Raw genomic sequence first — 18,049 nt, forward strand, 5'->3', positions numbered from 1 at the left:
ATGGGCGGCAGCCGTTGGATATCATTAAGAGAAGAATTACGCGAAGCGGCGGCAAGCCTTGGCATCGACAAGATTGGCTTTGCTTCCGCCGATCCGTTTACCGAGCTGAAAACAAGACTGATCCGGCATCGCGAGTTAGGCCGCGAGTCGGGCTTCGAGGAGCCGGATTTGGACAAGCGGACCAATCCGGCTTTGCTGTTTGATAATCCGCAGTCGATTATCGCGATTGCCGTGGCTTATCCGGCGAAGCTGCCTAATCCGCCGAAGTCGGAGCCCGGCGCCCGGCGCGGTATTTTATCGCGCTCCGCTTGGGGCGAAGATTATCATAAGGTGCTGCGGGACCGGATGGCTAAGCTGGAGGCCTGGCTTCTGGAACGCGTACCTGAAGCTCGGTTCGAGAGCATGGTCGATACGGGGGCTTTATCGGACCGGGCGGTTGCCGAGCGTGCCGGAATCGGCTGGAGCGCGAAGAACTGCTCGATCTTAAGCGAGGACCTGGGCTCCTGGATTTACCTCGGCGAGATGATCACCAATATCCCGTTTGAGCCGGACATGCCGGTGACGGAGGGCTGCGGGGAATGCACCAAATGCATCGACGCATGCCCGACGGACGCGCTGGTTGGTCCTGGACAGCTGGACTCGAATAAGTGCATCTCGTTTATTACGCAAACCAAAGGCTTTATCTCCGATGAATACATGCGCAAGATCGGCAACCGGCTGTATGGCTGCGATACGTGCCAGACCGTCTGCCCGGTGAACCGGGGCAAGAACTGGACCCATCAGCCGGAGCTTCAGCCGGATCCAGAGCTGGTCAAGCCGCTGCTCGTCCCGCTGCTGACGATCGGCAACCGGGAATTCAAGGAGCGTTACGGCCATACCTCTTCCGCCTGGCGCGGCAAGAAACCGATTCAGCGCAACGCGGTTATCGGCCTTGGCAATTTCAAAGAGAAAAGCGCCGTGCCGGACTTGATTGGCGTACTGAAGGACGACACGCGTCCGGTGCTGCGCGGAACGGCTGCTTGGGCACTCTCCCGGATCGGCGGCGACGAAGCGATGGAAGCCTTGATAGAAGCGCTGCCTAAGGAGTCGGACGAGGAAGCCAGAGTCTATTTGGAGCGTGCGATTGCCAGTCTGGAAGCTGACCTAGGCAGAGCGGAGGAAGGAGCTTCGATCCCGCGTGAAAGCTAGGAAAAATTACTTCCGCGGGACGTTTGCGAATGCCTGATTTACATGCTATTATAGGGGTCATTATAGACTATGGGCTGGATTAGTAGAAAGGGCCGGGTGAGTTCGTAATTATGTGGAACATCATTATTCCGATTGTAACTTTAATCGTAGGGGTTGCAGGCGGATTTTTTATCGGGGTATTCTACCTGCGCAAGCAGCTTGAGAAGATGCAGAGCGACCCTGAAATGATTCAAAAAATGGCCAAACAAATGGGCTACAACTTGAACAAGCAGCAAATGAATCGTGCACAGCAAATGATGAAAAATCAGAAAATGCCACGAAAATAAAGTGCGGTCAGTTGGTAGTAGCCGGAGAGGTGGTTCGAAATGGCGGGAATGAAAGACTACGTCAATTCGGCGGTATCGCGCAACCGGGATCAAATTGAGCACCATATAAAAGAAATTTTGAAGCTGGTTGGCGAAGACGTCGAAAGAGAAGGGCTGCTGGAGACACCAGCTCGCGTTACCCGGATGTATGAAGAGATTTTCGCGGGCTACGAGGTAGATCCGCGCGAGGTGCTGGGCGTTACGTTTGACGAGCGGCATGAAGAGCTTGTTATTGTCAAAGACATTGTCTACTACAGCCAATGCGAGCATCATATGGCGCCGTTCTTCGGGAAAGCGCATATCGGATATATTCCAAGCGGCAAAATCGCCGGTCTCAGCAAGCTTGCAAGACTGGTTGAAGCAGTATCGAGAAGACTGCAGGTGCAGGAGCGGATTACGACGCAGATCGCGGACATTATGCAGGAAGTGCTGAAGCCGCAAGGCGTGATGGTTGTCGTTGAAGGCGAGCATCTGTGCATGTGCGCACGTGGCGTGAAGAAGCCGGGCAGCAAGACGGTTACGTCGGCGGTCCGCGGCGTGTTCTCGGACAGTGCGCTTCGTTCGGAGTTTCTGTCTTTGCTCAAGCAATAGCAGATTTAAAAATAAAAGGCCACCGTGGCATCAAGCTTTATTAGATCGCTTGATGCTGCAGTGGCTTTTTTGTCATCCATATAAGGGCAGTATGCTAAGTGGTTTGCGTATTGTCTTTGGCAGTATGCGATTCCTGGAACTGCTGATCAACCTGACCGAGGAAAAGGGCCGCGCGCTGGATGTATTCGGTTGGCGAAGCGCGGAAGAGCATTTCGTGCTGGCCGCTCGGTACGATCCAGGAGCGGGACAGCGGATTGGTCTGATCCGCCGCTATTTGCTCGGCTAACTGGTAAGGTGCTTTGGCATCGCTTGTGCCATGCATAATGTAAAGCGGTATATCAAAGGACTTCGTTAATATTTGATCAACCGGCACCTGCTTCAGGTTTGTGCCCGACCAGGTTGGGAGCAGCATTTCGATCAACTGCTTGGACGGGAACTTCGGAAGCGGCAGAATTTGCGTCACGTTGTGGAACATCGTATCGGCCGTTGCCAGGAAGGTGCTGTCCAGAATCATCGCGTCAATATCCTTCGTCTGAAGCGCGGCTTGGAGAGCCGTGCCAGCTCCCATCGAGAAGCCCCATACGACAATCTCTTGGGCTCCGCGGGACTTGGCGAAGTTGATGGCTGCGAGCAGCTGCTGCGATTCTTCAATCCCCGCTGTAGCCGGCGCTTTGTATTTCTGCGAGGCATAGCCGTAGTCGAAAAGCACCACATTATAGTGAAGCCCGTGAAGCAGCTTTGTCAGATCATACATCGGTACCCAGTCTTCCTCACGGTTGGCGCCATAGCCGTGGCTGAAAATAACGGTACGTTCCGACTTCGCCGCGGAGCTTGCCAGAACAGCGTCGGAATCATTGTCCGAGGCCGGTACATACCAGCCGCTGACGGTTGTTTTTCCGCTGGCGCTTGGAAATAAAATATCTTCATAATCGAGGCCGGCAGCGGCCTTCGGATTGGAAGTGAGCGGTGCTACATAAGGATAAGTCAGCATCCAGGCGACATATCCGTAGAAAACGAGAACAAGCAACAGGCATAGCGCCGTGAACGAAGCAACCAGCGCGATGAAGAAATGTTTGCGCGTCTTAGCCTGCGGGCGCTGCTTTTGCAGTCCTCCATCAAGCGGAAAAGGCTGCAGCGTTTGGGGAAAGCCGGTTTCAAGCGGCATTGGTGTCATTATTGTTGTGCTCATCGCATCGTCCCTCCCTCACTACTAACTATGTAAGCGCTATTACAAATCTAGTACTTTTATCGTAGACCCGTAGGGTTAGGCCTGTCAATTGATGTCGATGTAATGTTAAGCATTTGTAATCAGGCTGTAATGAAAGATCTTTTCTTTACCATTATCGTTGAATTAAGGTATACTGGATGATAATAAGTTTCATTGTACGAAACAAAAAATTGAAGCGGATCAAGGAGGGCGGACTGGATGGAAGAAGGCAAATCAAATGTACGTGCGGTAGAACGGGCTCTGGATATTTTGCTCTGTTTCACGGAGGGAACGGATCTGGCAATGTCCGAAATCGCGGAAAAGGTAGGCCTGCATAAAAGCACCGTCCACCGCATGCTGGCAACGCTGGAAGACCGTGGCTTCGTAGAACGGGATCCGTCGTCCGAGCGTTATCACCTCGGAATGCGGATGTGGGAGCTGTCGGCGCATCTCTCCAGCTCGGATGATCAATCCGTCATCTGGCAGCCGGAGATGGAGCGCTTGCGCGACCGGCTCGGAGAGACGGTTAGTATATATGTACGCGACGGATCGGAGCGCGTGCGGATTCAGGCGGTTCAGAGCAATCAGCCGGTTCGCCGGGTAGCGCCGGTTGGCGCAAGGCTGCCGCTGTATGCCGGTGCATCCAGCAAAGTGCTGATCGCTTATTCCGACCGCTTTGTGCAGGAGCAGATTTTTGGCGATCCGGCCTGGCTTCTGGCAATCGACCTTGATCAGTACAAGCAGCAACTGGAGGAAATCGTGCAGCAGGGCTACGCGACCAGCTTCGAGGAACGCGAGCCGGGGGTAGCGGCATTGGCAGCGCCAATCTTCAATCGGCATGGGCAGGTGGCCGCGGCGTTGTCCGTGTCCGGACCATCCAGCCGTCTAACGATAGAGACGATGCGCGAATATTCGACGGTCCTAATTGAATTCGCCAAGCGTATGGGCACAATGATCAAGTAGGTAAGGTTAAAGTGGCAAACTCCGCATTTGAATGGGGTTCTGGTTAAGTGGCAAACTCCGCATTTGAATGTTCTTCCGATCGCCATTGCTCAGGGATTCCTTGGAATTAGGTTTAATTGTGTAGGAATCCCTTCACAAAAGCGAACGCTAACGCTTCTCCAGAATCATTCAAAATGCTCCGCTTGCCATTAACCTTTTTTAGAGGAAAGAAAAAGCGACTATGCTGATACTTAGCACAGTCGCTTTTGTTTGTTTACATGATCTGGCGGAGCACGGTTTGCAGGATCCCGCCATTGCGGTAGTAGTCGACGTCGACCATGGAATCGAGACGTACGGTTACGTCGAACTCGGTTACCTGGCCGTCTTCGCCTGTCGCTTTGACATGGACCTTCTGGCCGGGCTTCACGTCGTTGGAAAGCCCGCTAATATCAATGGTTTCGCGGCCGGTCAGGCCAACGGTCTTCCAGCTCTGGCCTTCAAGGAATTGCAATGGAAGCACGCCCATGCCAACGAGGTTGGAACGGTGAATCCGTTCGAAGCTTTCGGCGATAACCGCTTTGACGCCAAGCAGCAAAGTGCCTTTTGCCGCCCAGTCCCGGGAGCTGCCCGTGCCGTATTCCTTGCCCGCGATAACAACGAGGTTCGTTCCGTCCTTCTGGTACTTCATTGAAGCGTCGTAGATGGACATCACTTCGTTTGTCGGCAGATAGGTTGTTACGCCGCCCTCCGTACCCGGAGCCACCTGGTTGCGGATACGGATGTTCGCGAACGTGCCGCGCATCATGACCTCATGGTTGCCGCGGCGGGAGCCGTAGGAGTTGAAGTCGACTCGTTCAACATTGTGGTCGGTCAAATATTTGCCTGCCGGGCTGTCGGCTTTAATATTGCCCGCAGGGGATATATGGTCCGTCGTGACGGAATCGCCAAGCAGTGCCAGTATGCGAGATGACGGAATATTTTTAATGTCGCCGACATCCCCGCTCAGATTCTCGAAGAATGGAGGGTTCTGGATGTAAGTCGAATCCGGATCCCACTCGTAGCTTTCGCCCTTAGCTACTTCAAGTGCGTTCCAGCGTTCATTTTGCGTGAAGACGTTGGCGTATTTATCACGGAACATCTCAGGACGGACTGCCGATTTGATCGCTTCATGTACCTCTTCATTGGTCGGCCAAATATCCTTCAAGAAAATCTGCTTGCCGTCAGAGCCCGTACCGATCGGGTCCTTTGACAGATCGATATTTACTGTGCCGGCAAGAGCGAAAGCGACGACTAGCGGCGGCGACGCCAAATAGTTGGCCCGAACCTGGGCATGAATGCGGCCTTCGAAGTTCCGGTTGCCGGAAAGCACCGCCGCCACCGTCATATCATTGTCGGCGATCGCTTTGCTCACTTCATCAGGGAGCGGTCCGGAGTTGCCGATGCAAGTGCCGCAGCCGTAGCCGGTCAGGTGGAAGCCAAGCGCCTCGAGCGGTTCCATCAGTCCCGCGCGGTTGAAGTATTCCGTTACAACCAGCGAGCCTGGGGTGAGGGAGGTTTTGACGTATGCCGGTACCTTTAGTCCAAGTGCGACAGCTTTCTTGGCGACAAGCCCGGCGCCAAGCATAACGCTTGGGTTAGACGTATTGGTACAACTGGTTATGGCCGCAATTACAACAGCACCGGTGCCCATTTCGCTCTCCCGTCCGTCTTTATGGTGAACCTTCACTCTTTGAGTTTTATTTTCTTCGCTTAAGCCATAGCCGCCTTTTTCAACGGACAGGTTGATAATATCGTTAAAAGCTTCCTTGAGATGAGTGAGTTCAACGCGGTCCTGCGGACGTTTTGGTCCGGCAAGGGATGGCACAACCGTGGACAGATCAAGCTCCAACGTGTCCGTAAACACCGGATCCGGGGTTTCATCGGTGCGGAACATGTCCTGTGCCTTATAGTAAGACCGAACCAGTTCAATCTGTTCTTCATCCCGTCCCGTATCCCGCATGTACCGGAGCGTCTCCTCATCAACCGGGAAAAAGCCGATAGTCGCGCCGTATTCAGGCGACATATTCGCCACCGTTGCCCGGTCAGCCAGGCTGATATTAGACAGGCCGGATCCGTAAAACTCGACAAACTTGCCGACCACGCCTTTTTTGCGAAGCATCTGAGTAACCGTTAAAGCAAGGTCGGTTGCGGTGGAGCCTTCGGCTAAACTACCGGTCAGCTTAAAGCCGATAACTTCCGGCATCACAAAATAGAGCGGCTGCCCCAGCATCCCGGCTTCCGCCTCGATCCCGCCTACGCCCCAGCCCACAACGCCAAGACCGTTGATCATCGTGGTATGGGAGTCGGTGCCGACCAAGGAGTCCGGGAAGACGACCGTGTCATCGCCGATTTTTTTGGTTGCGGCAACGGAAGCCAGGTACTCCAGATTCACCTGATGAACGATGCCGGTGTCGGGCGGGACTGCCCGGAAATTATCGAAGGCGGTCTGCGCCCAGCGCAGAAACCGGTAGCGCTCCTCATTGCGCTTGAATTCAAGCTTGATGTTGTATTCAAGCGCTTCCGGAGTACCGAAGGAATCGATCATAACCGAGTGGTCGATGACAAGGTCAACCGGCACGAGCGGATTGATTTTTTTTGGATCGCCGCCGGCACGCTTGACGGTATCGCGCATCGCGGCCAGGTCAACAACAACGGGGACGCCGGTGAAATCCTGCAGGAGAATACGCGCTGGAATAAAAGGGATTTCCTTATCGATCCGGCCGTTGGCCCAAGAAGCAATCTGCTTCACATGCTCCTCGGTTATCGCGCGGCCGTCGAATTGGCGGACAGCGGCCTCGAGCAGTACTTTAATCGAAAAGGGCAGCTTGGATACAGGGCCCAGCCCTTGCTTCTCCAGCCCCGCGATCGGGTAATACGCATAGGTTTTGCCGGCAGCATCCAGCGTGCTGCGCTCGGCAAAAGGGTTGTTCGTGGACATACGTTAGTGACCTCCTAAAAGTTTGCGAAGCAAACTTACGAAAGCATTCGCTTAAAGTTTACGGTTCGCTTAAACATTCATCTCCTGTTTACCTCAGGTAGTGTTCCCAAGCCCCCTGGCGATTGTTACATGAAATCTTACATTTGCTCATATAATGAACCAGCAAATACAGGAATGGGAGGGGTAGCCATGTCTACGCGATCGGATCAAACAAGGAATCGTCCCGACAAGCAGCGGCCAAACAAAGCTTTAGTGCTCCAACCGGCGGCGGTGCGCACAAGTCAACCGTCCGGGTTCATATTGAAGGCGGATGAGCCCGAAACGCAGCGTCCTTCTGTCGTGACGCCGGAAAATACCGCCCGCGATCAGCGGGGCGGCCAATCGTCGCTGCCCGCTGGGCTACCCGTCCAATCCGCACCTACAAAGTCTGCCCAGCCGTCTGCCGGACATACCGCCGGAAAGCAGGCCCGGGGGAAGCTTTCTTCCTTGCTTCGTTCCTCCGAGCAATCAGGAGCGGAAAAAAGGGAGAAAGCAGGGGAGTGGAAGTCCGTTATATCCCAATATGTGAACTTATATAATAAGGCCGAGACGGACCAGCATTATGCCGCTCTTGATGATTATATAGAAGACAAAGACCACTGCTTGAGGCTTCGTTACCGTCTGGAGCGGCTGCGGGAAAGGGAGCTGTACCGCGGCGTGCTTCCCGCCAGGGGCGAGACCAAGGCAGAGCTTATTAAAGTGAACGAATCCTCTGCCGAAGTATCCGTTCTATTGAAGCTTCATATTAGAAGACAGATGGAACAATCGGGGCTGCATTATCTGGAGGAGAGAACCGAAATCGAGCGGTTATGGCTGAATCAGTCGGGAGGCGCCTGGCGCATCTTCCGGATTGAGCCCGTCATTGCGGAGCGAAGGCCGAGGTTCGGCGTTTCCGAGTACACCGCAGCGATGGAGGAAGACCTGGATCAGACGCGTGAAGCTTCGGTCTTCCGGTCGACTCCTTTTTTGAACACGGATCAATATCCTCAGTTGAAGCAACGCGTAAAAGGAATCCCCTATCGCCGCGAGCTGGCGGCAGCTTACGCCGACCGATGGTGGAATGAAGGGAATCCGGCTTACGAGGAATTCGACGTGAACTGCACTAACTATATTTCCCAGTGTCTCTTTGCAGGCCACGCGCCTATGAACTATACTGGTAAAAGAGAAAGCGGCTGGTGGTACAAAGGCCGAAACGGCGGTAAAGAATGGTGGAGCTACAGCTGGGCGGTGTCCAATGCGCTGACCAATTATTTATCCGGCAAGCGCAATTCCGGCCTGCATGCAACCGTGGTTCAATCAGTGGAAGAGCTTCAGCTTGGCGATGTCATCACCTATGACTGGAACGGCGACAACCGTTACCAGCATAGTACCATCATTACCGCCTTCGACGCGGCAGGAATGCCGCTTGTGAATGCGAACACGGTTCCGAGCCGGCATCGGTTCTGGGATTACCGGGATTCGTATGCTTGGACCGAGCAAACAAGATACCGTTTTTTTCATATTGCGGACCACTTCTAAAAATAACCATACCGGAGGATACCTAATGGGGCAGAAAGTACACTTAGGGTTGATTTACGGAGGGAAGTCGGGAGAGCATGACGTGTCGCTGCGGACGGCATTTGCGGTGATGGGGGAGCTTGATTACGCAAAATATGAAATAACGCCTTTTTATATTACCCGGCTAGGCGAATGGAGAGTGGGCTCGATGCTTGGCGGGCAGCCGGGAGCCATCGACGAGCTTCGGCTTGAGCCGGTGGACGGGGCACCGGTGCCGGTTGTGCCGGACCTTCCGCTTGCCCCGCTCCTCGACCGCCTGGCCGGAGGTGCTCCGGCGGGCGGGGGACAGCCGATCGACGTTGTTTTTCCGCTGCTCCACGGTACCTTCGGAGAAGACGGGACGATTCAGGGTCTGCTCGAAATTGCGGACATCCCTTTTGTCGGGGCGGGGGTACTTGCCTCCGCTGCAGGGATGGACAAGATTACGATGAAGAAGATATTCGCCTACGAGGGTCTGCCGCAATGCGTCTTCCGGTATTTTAACCGGGCGCAGTGGGAGAAGGACGCCTCCTTTTTTATTATGGAATGCGAAGTCGCCTTAGGTTACCCGTGTTTCGTAAAGCCGTCAAACCTCGGGTCCAGCGTAGGCATAACCAAAGCAAAGAACCGCGAGGAGCTGATCGCGGCCATCGATTTTGCTTTCCGGTTCGACCGCAGGGTCATCGTGGAGGAGTTCGTTGATGCCAGGGAGATCGAAGTCAGCGTTCTTGGAAATGACGATCCGAAGATATCCGTGCCCGGGGAAATTGCTCCGTCTAACGAGTTTTACGACTACAAGGCGAAGTATGTGGACGGTAAGTCCACCATTCATATTCCGGCGAATATTCCGAACAAAACGGCGGAAGCGGTGCGGGATATGGCGCTTCGGGCTTTTCTGGCCATTGACGGGGCAGGGCTGTCGCGGGTAGATTTCTTCCTCCGCAAGACGGACGGCCAGCTGTTCATTAACGAGGTGAATACGATGCCGGGCTTTACGCCAATCAGCATGTACCCGCTTATGTGGAAAGAGTCGGGCCTGCCGTACAAGGATTTGCTGGATAAGCTGATCGAGCTGGCGTTCAAGCGTTATGCCGATAGACAGACGATTGATTACGGAGGCAGCGGCGGCAACTAAACGAAGCTATAAATCGGACTATAGGGAAAAGAGGGATAGAGATGGGTTTTGCAACAGAGTTTAATTCCGTATGCAAATTCAAATCGGAGCAAGAGCTGTATGAATTGCTTGAATACGGTAGGGGCAAAATGGTGAAGAGCGGGTTCCGCGTCTTCCCGACCGGCCAGAAAGTAATCGCGTATACGCCTAATAACGAAGCGATTGCGATCGTTCGCATTCTCGCCTCCATTGCGGAAATCAATTTCCAGGGCGAAGAAGTGACGGAAGTGGAGATGGAGCTGGTGCGCAAGCTGACGGAAGAGGAGGCGCGCATCCAGACGGCTCTCGCGTACGAGATGTTTTTCGGAGAGAGGGTATAATTGACTATGATCGTCCGGTTCGGATTTGTCGCCATGAGCACGATTCTAGAGAATGCTTCGCCGTCTCGGACGATGACGTTCGCGAACTTTAGCAAGCTGAACGACAGAGAAGCCGGCATAAGGAAGATGGAGCGGATTGCGGAGGAAAACCTGCATAACACGCTTCGGATCATGAAGCATGCCAATGCCCATGACATTCATATGTACCGGTTCTCGTCCAAGCTGATTCCGCTCTCCACGCATGAGGATCTGCTGGACTGGGATCCGTTCCCCGTCCTTCGTCCTTCGATGAAGGAAATTGGCGACTATGCGAAAAAGACGGGGATGAGGACCTCCTTCCATCCCGATCATTTCTGCGTATTCAGCACGAATCGTCCCGATGTCCTGGTCAAATCGGAACGGGATCTCGATTATCATATCCGGATGCTCGAAGCGATGGAGCTGCCGGAGACCGTGAAATGCAATATTCACATGGGCGGAGCCTATGGCGATAAGAAGCTGTCCGGCGAGCGGTTCGTTCAGCAGTTCGGCGCATTGACTGACCGGTACAAGCATCGTGTTACGCTTGAAAACGACGATAAAACGTTTGATGTCAGGGAAACGATTGCGGCTGCCGAAGCCGTTGGCGTTCCCATGGTCCTCGATATCCACCATCATGCGGTGAACAGCGGGGATGTAACGATGGACGAGCTTTCCGCCGGCTTATGGCCGCGGATTGCCCGTACGTGGACGCTGGAGGAGCAGCGTCTCGGTCTTGAAGAAGGGGGCCTTCCGCCCAAAATCCATGCTTCAAGTCCAAAAAGCTTATCCGATCCCCGTGGGCATGCCGATAACGTGGAGCCGGGGCCGCTGGTGCAGTTTCTTCGGAGCGTTGCGGCTGCAACACCGCGGATCGACTGCATGCTGGAGGCGAAGCATAAGGATGCCGCGCTGCTCAAGCTAATGGAGGACCTAAAGGAACTAGCCGCGCAAGGAAACGGAATCCGGATCCTGGATGGCGGTACCGTGGAGATCGACCCTTAAGCGATAACACCGCCAAGGACCGCCAACAGGACGGCGTTGGCGGTGTTATTTTGTGAACAGATGGTACATAGTCTAGAGACATCATGAGCGGGAAAGCGGTGAAGGTAACGTGTTGGAATGGATTCTGCTGGTGCTGCTTGGCGTTGTGGCAGCGATGTTTGGCAGTATAGTAGGCCTAGGCGGCGGTATTATTATCGTACCCGTGCTTATGCTGCTGGGACCGCAGCTGACGGGGGGCGAGATCAGCCATGCCACCGCGGTGGGCACCTCGCTGACTATGCTTATTATTACGGCGCTTGCCTCTACGTTAAGCTATGCCAAGAAGAAGCTGGTCGATTTCAAAAGCGGCTGGCTGTTCTTTATTACGAGCGGACCCGCCGCCATGATCGGATCCGCGCTGACCAGCCGGTTTCAAGGCGCTGCTTTTTCGCTGTCCTTCGGTATTTTTATGCTGCTTATGGCCGGGCTGCTCGTAGCGCGCGATTATTTGAAGCCCATTAACCGGGAATGGCCGATCCAGCGTACGATCGTAGATGCGAAGGGGCAGGAGCACACGTACGGTTATGCGATTGTTCCCGCTCTGGCCATCGGGTTTGCGGTGGGTCTTATATCAGGATTGTTCGGCATAGGCGGCGGCTCCTTGTTTGTTCCGCTTATGGTGCTCTTGTTCCGCTTCCCGCCGCATACGGCGACCGCAACGTCTATGTTCGTCATCTTTCTTTCATCGATACTGGGGAGCGGCATGCACGGCTGGCTGGGAGAAATCAATTATTGGATCGTGCTGGCACTGGTGCCGGGCGCGTGGATTGGCGGGAAGCTTGGAGCTGTAATAGCCGGCCGGATGAGCGGAAAAGGCCTGCTCTGGCTGCTTCGGGTAACGCTGCTCTTGCTGGCCGCCCAATTAATCTACGAAGGTTTGACGAAGCTTTAACACTACGGTAATATTTTAAAAATATACGAAGTATACATTCTCTCTATACAACTTGCGCGAAACTTGCAGGGGAAGTCGTTCGTATAAGAAATGAACATGCAACTTTTTTAGAACCATTGAAAAGTTTAAAAGTCCTATGTTTGGTAAAATTATGATGAGAGTAGAGTGATGGACTGTGACTGTAAGTGATCAGCAGGGCACCGTCGTCGGAGGCAAAAGCTTCGCCGCCGTGGCGATTAACTGCGCGGCTAAAGCTGGAGAATGGATTAAGTCTAAGCTAGGAAACTATGAGAAGCTTGATATAAAGTATTCCGCTCATGATTTGGTGACGGAGGTAGACAAAGGCTCGGAGACGCTGATCAAGCGTCTTGTGCTGACGCATTTCCCTCATCATTCCTTCCTCGGCGAGGAAGGCGTTGAACCGGGGCCGGAAGCATCCGCACGCGCGCTGGAGGAAGTAAGCGAAGCCGAATATTTGTGGATTGTTGACCCGATTGACGGGACGACTAATTTCGTGCACGGCTTTCCGTTCTTTGTAGTCTCCATTGCGCTTGCCCATAAAGGCGAGGTTATTCTTGGCGTTGTCTACGATCCGATGCGCGACGAATTGTTTATTGCCGAGAAGGGCAAAGGAGCTTACGTGCACGGCAAGCGGATGAGCGTGTCCCAAGAGGACAGCCTGAAGACGAGCCTTATTGCTACGGGCTTCCCGGCAGATCTGGATTATGCGCTGCCGCTAAACATGAAAGGGCTGCAGGCGCTGGCGCCGCAAGTCCGCAATATCCGCTCGGGCGGTTCGGCAGCACTTCATATGGCGTATGTCGCGGCCGGCCGGTTAAGCGGCTTCTGGGAGATTGGCCTGAACAGCTGGGACCTGGCAGCAGGCGCGCTGCTCATTCAGGAATCCGGCGGTACCGTAACCGATACGCTCGGGCAGCCATACAGCCTAGGCGTCCGCAACGTCGCAGCGTCCAATGGCAAGATGCATCAAGCCTTCCTTGACGCGCTTGCGTCTGCGGATGCCGTGAAATAACAGGATTTATTAATAAATAGAGTTTTCAAAAACCGGCTATCAACGATAGCTGGTTTTTTCGTGTGCGTTGGCAGTGACCATAGCGCTATAAACCATAGAATAGGTCGTAGGTATAATATATTAGTTCGTTAGTATGGTATATGATACTGTGTAGCATTATCGTATTGGGTGTCATATTTGAGGATGGGGATGGGTCAAGCGATGAGTAAGAACAACTGGGGAAGCGCAAGAAGTCGTCATGCATTAAGCAGGAAAATAGCGATGATATTAATCTTTGCGATAGTAGCGGGTCTGCTGCCGGTATATGGCAAAGCCTTCGCAAGCGGAGGAACGGATGCGCTGGAAGGCTTGTCCTGGGTAGCAAAGCCGTCGGGCTCGACCGATTCTACGGATTCGTTCCGTACGGCGGCATTCGGCAACGGGAAAATCGTCGCAACGGGAACCCCGCCAATGCCGTTTATCAGCAGCAATCAAGGCGATATGCATGCGGGAAGCTTGTACCGCACTTCCACAACGGGCGCGGCATGGACGGCCCTGTCTACGGGCAATCACGAGATTAGAAGCCTGGTATACGGCGGGCCTGCTAATTTTGTGGGAGTAGGGTATTCGCAATATATCATGTACGGGCAACAAAGCTATCACGGGAAAATCATGACTTCCAATGATGGCGTGAATTGGAGTTCGTATACGCCTCCCGGCGAGTCGGGAGAAACGCTGTACGGCGTAACTTACGGAAGCGCAGGTTACGTAGCGGTTGGCGCGAGCAACGATATCAACTTTAATCAGACGCAAACGATTCTGACCTCAAGCAACGGGTATTCGTGGAGCCAGCAGTTGGCTGCAAGCGGTGCGCTTAATGCGGTGGTATTCGGCGGCGGAACCTACGTTGCGGTTGGCAGCGGAGGGACGATACTAAGTTCAACGAACGGCGTGAATTGGACATCGCAAAACTCGGGTGTCACAACCACATTGCGGGGAGTTACATACGGCAATGGACTATTCGTTGCGGTCGGAAGCGGCGGCAAACTTCTCACGTCTCCCGACGGAGCGAACTGGACGTCCATTACCCCGCCCGTAAGCGGCACGTTCTACGGAGCCGCATTTGGGGGCGGCACCTTTGTAGTCGTTGGCGGCAACGGCACGATTCTGAGCTCGACGGACGGTCAGAACTGGCAGCAGCGCGCAAGCGGCACAACAGCCGTCTTGTACGGAGCGGCGTACGTCAACGGAGAGTTTATGGCGCTTGGCTCGAACGGTACTATCCTTATGGCACAGCATAAGCTCACTTATACGGCGGAATCGAATGGTACGATTAGCGGCATTGCTTCGCAAGGAGTAAGGACGGGGGGAAGCGGTACTGCGGTAACGGCCGTAGGAAATACCGGTTACCATTTCCTCAATTGGAGCGATGGCAATACGAACGCAGCCCGGACGGACAACAATATTATTGGCGATGTCAGCGTAACCGCTAATTTTGAGATCAACGTTTATGGACTCAATTATTCGGCAGGCTCGAACGGCAGCCTTACCGGGGATGAATCTCAATCGGTCACGCATGGCGGGAATGCCGCAACCGTAACGGCCGTAGCGAATCCGGGCTATCACTTCGTAAGCTGGAGCGATGGCAATACGAATGCAAGCCGGACGGACAGTAACGTTACGGGCACACTAAACGTCACCGCGCAATTTGCGATCGATACGTTTAAGCTAACTTATACGGCAAACACGGGTGGCAGCATCGATGGACAAGCATCGCGGGTGCAGACCGTCGATTTCGGCTCCGATGGTCAAGAGGTAACGGCTACACCGGATCCGGGTTATCATTTCGTTAGCTGGAGTGACGGAATCGAAACTCCCAATCGCGTGGACCGCGATGTGAGAGCGGACAAGACTGCAGCAGCCAGCTTTGCGATTAACGAATATACGTTGACTTACGCGGCAGCGGACGGCGGGAGCTTGGACGGCCTAACCTCTCAGAAGGTCGCGCATGGCTCGAACGGCAGCGAGGTAAAGGCTATACCGAACCCCGGCTACAGCTTTGTCGGCTGGAGCGACGGCGTTGGGACGGCATCCCGAACAGACCTCGCAGTGGTGTCCAACAAAAGCGTAACGGCCACTTTTGCCATTAATCAGTATACGTTGACCTATACGGCCGGCACCGGGGGGAGCATTAACCAGGATGCCGCTCAAACCGTCGATTACGGAAAAGACGGAAAGATAGTAACCGCCGTGGCGGACGAGGGCTACCATTTCGCAGGCTGGAGCGATGGCGTGCTCACGGCATCCCGCCAAGAGAAAAATGTCCAAGCCAGCGTTGCGGTAACGGCCGTGTTCGAGATTAACCAATACGATCTGGCTTATACCGCCGGAGCGCATGGGACTCTGACCGGCGTTGTTCATCAGACCATAAACCATGGCTCTAATGGAACGGAAGTAAAGGCCGTAGCGGACACGGGGTATCATTTTGTCCGTTGGAGCGACGGCGTAACGACGGCCAGCCGCACGGACCTTAATGTTACGGGCAATCTGAGCGTAGCAGCGGAATTCGCGATCGACACGTTTACGCTCACCTATTCCGCGGGAACCGGGGGAAGCGTGACCGGAGATGCCACGCAGGAAGTCAATTACGAAGCCGACGGTACGGAAGTGCAGGCGGTGCCTGCAGTCGGCTATCATTTCACCGGTTGGAGCGACGGTGTTCAGGCGGATACCCGCCAGGATACCGGGATTGTGGCTAACTTGAACGTCACGGCGAATTTCGCGATTAACGAGTACGCGTTAACTTACACGGCGGGGGATCATGGAACGCTGACTGGCAATAAGCTTCAAACTGTCACTCATGGCTCGGACGGAACGGAAGTAACGGCAGCAGCCGATGCGGGTTATCACTTTGTCCGATGGAATGACGGCGTAACGACGGCTAGCCGCACGGACTTGAACGTGACCGGCGATCTAACCGTCACGGCGGAATTCGCCATCGATACGTTTACGCTCGCCTACTCCGCGGGAACCGGAGGAAGCGTGACCGGAATGGCAACGCAAGACGTCAATTACGGAGCTGACGGTACGGAAGTGAAAGCAGTACCGGCGGTTGGTTATCATTTCATTGCCTGGAGCGACGGTATTCAGACGGATACGCGCCAGGATACCGGGATTGTGGCTGACCTGAACGTCACGGCTGATTTTGCGATTAACGAATATACGTTGACCTACACGGCTGGCGATCACGGAACGCTGACCGGAGATAAGCTCCAGACGGTTACTCATGGCTCGGACGGAACGGAGGTTACGGCCGTGCCGGATGCCGGATACCGGTTCGCCGGTTGGAGCGACGGAGTGGGAAGCGCAACAAGAACGGATCTTAGCGTAAACGGCAACCTGACGGTTACGGCTTCATTTGCCGTAATCAGCAGCAACAACGGCGGCGGTAATTCGAATCCGGCATCCGGGTTCGAGATCGTCATCGACGGGAAGTCTTACCGCTTAGGCGAGCTGAAGTCTACCACGCGGGGAGAGCAAACGGTATCGACTCTCCATCTGAGAGCGGATCAGTTGAAGGAGATTCTGGCTTCATCGGATCAGCAGGTTACGGTTGTGCTTCCAATCAAGACGGAAGCGGATGTCGCCATTGGCGAGATTCCCGGCGATCTCCTGCAGCTGCTTATTCAGAAGCAGGCCACCTTGCGGATCGAAACGGAATATGCCGTATACGCATTGCCAACCGGGCTTATCGATTTAACGAAGCTGTTTAATGGCAGCGTAAATGCCAAAGATGTCACGGTTAACGTGGAAATCGGGAAAGCAACGGCAGCAATGACAGCATTGACGCAGAAGGCTGCCTTACAGAATCAGCTTAATCTGGCAGTATCGCCTGTTCAATTCTCGGTAATTGTTTCTTATGGCGACAAGAAGGTCGAGCTCTCCGCATTTGCTTCCTATGTAGAACGAATGATTGCTATTCCGGATAACATGGCTCAAAATCCGGAGTTAACGGCCATCGTCGTGGAACCGGACGGGTCTGTCCGGCCTGTGCCAACGAAGCTGGTCAGCATTGAAGGCAAGCGTTATGCCGTTATCAACAGCCGTACGAACAGCTTGTATGCGCTTGTGAGCAAGAGCGTTTCCTTCTCTGACATGAGTAATCATTGGTCCAAGAACGCGGTGAATGATATGGCGTCCCGCCTGATTGTCGGCGGAGCGGGAGACGGGTTGTTCTACCCGAACAAAGCGATTACCCGTGCCGAGTTCGCTGCGATTATCGTTCGCGCGCTGGGACTTCGCATGGAGTACGGCGCAAGCAGCTTCTCGGACGTAAAAGCATCGGCCTGGTATTCCGATGATGTTCAGACGGCATATTCGCATCAGCTCATTAACGGGTATCCGGACGGCAGCTTCCATCCGAATGACAGCATTACCCGCGAACAAGCGATGACGATTATAGCCAAAGCGATGACAGTGACGGGCATTCAAACGGATGTTCATGAGAGCAGCGTAAAAGCCCTGATCAACGCGTTCTCGGATAAATCGAAAATCTCGGCTTGGGCGACAAGCGGCATCGCGGCTTGCCTGCAAGCCGGAATCGTATCGGGACAAAGCGCTTCGATTCTGGCTCCCGCCGCGAATATTACAAGAGCAGAGGCTGTTGTTATGATTCAACGGCTGCTATCGAAATCGGATTTGATCGAATAAACGAAAAAGACGCTTCCTGTCCTTGCGATAGGAA

At 54.1% G+C, this 18,049-nt stretch carries 13 protein-coding genes; 11 read left to right on the plus strand and 2 right to left on the minus strand.

Annotated features, from left to right (window positions below; all coding sequences use genetic code 11):
- The 3 genes from queG to folE all read left to right on the plus strand — a co-directional run bounded on the left by queG (position 1) and on the right by folE (position 2,144).
- Positions 1 to 1,188 (plus strand): tRNA epoxyqueuosine(34) reductase QueG, encoded by a 1,188-nt coding sequence (gene queG / locus WFJ73_RS27305; RefSeq protein WP_336776100.1) that lies wholly within the window; start codon positions 1 to 3, stop codon positions 1,186 to 1,188.
- Positions 1,189 to 1,298: 110 nt separating this feature from the next.
- Positions 1,299 to 1,514 (plus strand): YneF family protein, encoded by a 216-nt coding sequence (locus WFJ73_RS27310; protein WP_015842433.1) that lies wholly within the window; start codon positions 1,299 to 1,301, stop codon positions 1,512 to 1,514.
- Between the two features lie 39 nt (positions 1,515 to 1,553).
- Positions 1,554 to 2,144, plus strand: coding sequence for a GTP cyclohydrolase I FolE (folE, locus tag WFJ73_RS27315; protein ID WP_015842434.1), 591 nt, complete (start codon positions 1,554 to 1,556; stop codon positions 2,142 to 2,144).
- Between the two features lie 94 nt (positions 2,145 to 2,238).
- Here folE and WFJ73_RS27320 read toward each other — a convergent pair whose 3' ends face one another.
- Complete coding sequence (locus WFJ73_RS27320) at positions 2,239 to 3,333, minus strand: alpha/beta hydrolase (protein ID WP_336776101.1); 1,095 nt, start codon at positions 3,331 to 3,333, stop codon at positions 2,239 to 2,241.
- 237 nt (positions 3,334 to 3,570) lie between these two features.
- On the opposite strand from WFJ73_RS27320, the gene WFJ73_RS27325 reads away from it, so the two are divergent.
- A complete protein-coding gene (locus WFJ73_RS27325) occupies positions 3,571 to 4,314 on the plus strand; it encodes an IclR family transcriptional regulator (protein WP_336776102.1) in 744 nt (247 codons plus the stop codon).
- Between the two features lie 253 nt (positions 4,315 to 4,567).
- Here the strand turns inward: WFJ73_RS27325 and acnA are convergent, their stop codons facing one another.
- The gene (gene acnA, locus WFJ73_RS27330) at positions 4,568 to 7,270 is read right to left on the minus strand and encodes an aconitate hydratase AcnA (protein WP_336776103.1); all 2,703 of its coding nucleotides are present in this window, start codon (positions 7,268 to 7,270) and stop codon (positions 4,568 to 4,570) included.
- A gap of 189 nt (positions 7,271 to 7,459) precedes the next feature.
- Between acnA and WFJ73_RS27335 the strand changes: the two genes are divergently transcribed.
- The 7 genes from WFJ73_RS27335 to WFJ73_RS27365 all read left to right on the plus strand — a co-directional run bounded on the left by WFJ73_RS27335 (position 7,460) and on the right by WFJ73_RS27365 (position 18,015).
- Positions 7,460 to 8,827: an amidase domain-containing protein gene (locus WFJ73_RS27335; protein WP_336776104.1), complete on the plus strand. Its 1,368-nt coding sequence runs from the start codon at positions 7,460 to 7,462 to the stop codon at positions 8,825 to 8,827.
- A 25-nt stretch (positions 8,828 to 8,852) separates the two neighbouring features.
- The gene (locus tag WFJ73_RS27340) at positions 8,853 to 9,980 is read left to right on the plus strand and encodes a D-alanine--D-alanine ligase (protein WP_336776105.1); all 1,128 of its coding nucleotides are present in this window, start codon (positions 8,853 to 8,855) and stop codon (positions 9,978 to 9,980) included.
- Positions 9,981 to 10,021: 41 nt separating this feature from the next.
- Complete coding sequence (locus WFJ73_RS27345; RefSeq protein WP_015842440.1) at positions 10,022 to 10,339, plus strand: hypothetical protein; 318 nt, start codon at positions 10,022 to 10,024, stop codon at positions 10,337 to 10,339.
- Positions 10,340 to 10,345: 6 nt separating this feature from the next.
- Positions 10,346 to 11,362 (plus strand): UV DNA damage repair endonuclease UvsE, encoded by a 1,017-nt coding sequence (gene uvsE / locus WFJ73_RS27350; RefSeq protein ID WP_336776171.1) that lies wholly within the window; start codon positions 10,346 to 10,348, stop codon positions 11,360 to 11,362.
- 112 nt (positions 11,363 to 11,474) lie between these two features.
- On the plus strand, positions 11,475 to 12,293 hold the full coding sequence (locus tag WFJ73_RS27355) for a sulfite exporter TauE/SafE family protein (RefSeq protein WP_442955997.1): 819 nt from the start codon (positions 11,475 to 11,477) through the stop codon (positions 12,291 to 12,293).
- 175 nt (positions 12,294 to 12,468) lie between these two features.
- Positions 12,469 to 13,326: an inositol monophosphatase family protein gene (locus tag WFJ73_RS27360; protein ID WP_336776107.1), complete on the plus strand. Its 858-nt coding sequence runs from the start codon at positions 12,469 to 12,471 to the stop codon at positions 13,324 to 13,326.
- Positions 13,327 to 13,527: 201 nt separating this feature from the next.
- Positions 13,528 to 18,015, plus strand: a complete 4,488-nt coding sequence (locus tag WFJ73_RS27365) for an InlB B-repeat-containing protein (RefSeq protein ID WP_336776108.1) — start codon at positions 13,528 to 13,530, stop codon at positions 18,013 to 18,015.
- Positions 18,016 to 18,049: the final 34 nt, after the last annotated feature.

Origin of the sequence: Paenibacillus sp. MMO-58, from assembly GCF_037146255.1 — a bacterium.
Taxonomy (GTDB): domain Bacteria; phylum Bacillota; class Bacilli; order Paenibacillales; family Paenibacillaceae; genus Pristimantibacillus.

Coding starts and splice junctions, on each gene's coding strand:
- WFJ73_RS27340 (WP_336776105.1), top strand. CDS start 8,853: ATGGGGCAGAAAGTACACTTAGGGTTGATTTACGGAGGGAAGTCGGGA.
- acnA (WP_336776103.1), bottom strand. CDS start 7,270: ATGTCCACGAACAACCCTTTTGCCGAGCGCAGCACGCTGGATGCTGCC.
- WFJ73_RS27335 (WP_336776104.1), top strand. CDS start 7,460: ATGTCTACGCGATCGGATCAAACAAGGAATCGTCCCGACAAGCAGCGG.
- WFJ73_RS27345 (WP_015842440.1), top strand. CDS start 10,022: ATGGGTTTTGCAACAGAGTTTAATTCCGTATGCAAATTCAAATCGGAG.
- uvsE (WP_336776171.1), top strand. CDS start 10,346: ATGATCGTCCGGTTCGGATTTGTCGCCATGAGCACGATTCTAGAGAAT.
- WFJ73_RS27310 (WP_015842433.1), top strand. CDS start 1,299: ATGTGGAACATCATTATTCCGATTGTAACTTTAATCGTAGGGGTTGCA.
- WFJ73_RS27365 (WP_336776108.1), top strand. CDS start 13,528: ATGAGTAAGAACAACTGGGGAAGCGCAAGAAGTCGTCATGCATTAAGC.
- folE (WP_015842434.1), top strand. CDS start 1,554: ATGGCGGGAATGAAAGACTACGTCAATTCGGCGGTATCGCGCAACCGG.
- WFJ73_RS27320 (WP_336776101.1), bottom strand. CDS start 3,333: ATGAGCACAACAATAATGACACCAATGCCGCTTGAAACCGGCTTTCCC.
- queG (WP_336776100.1), top strand. CDS start 1: ATGGGCGGCAGCCGTTGGATATCATTAAGAGAAGAATTACGCGAAGCG.
- WFJ73_RS27325 (WP_336776102.1), top strand. CDS start 3,571: ATGGAAGAAGGCAAATCAAATGTACGTGCGGTAGAACGGGCTCTGGAT.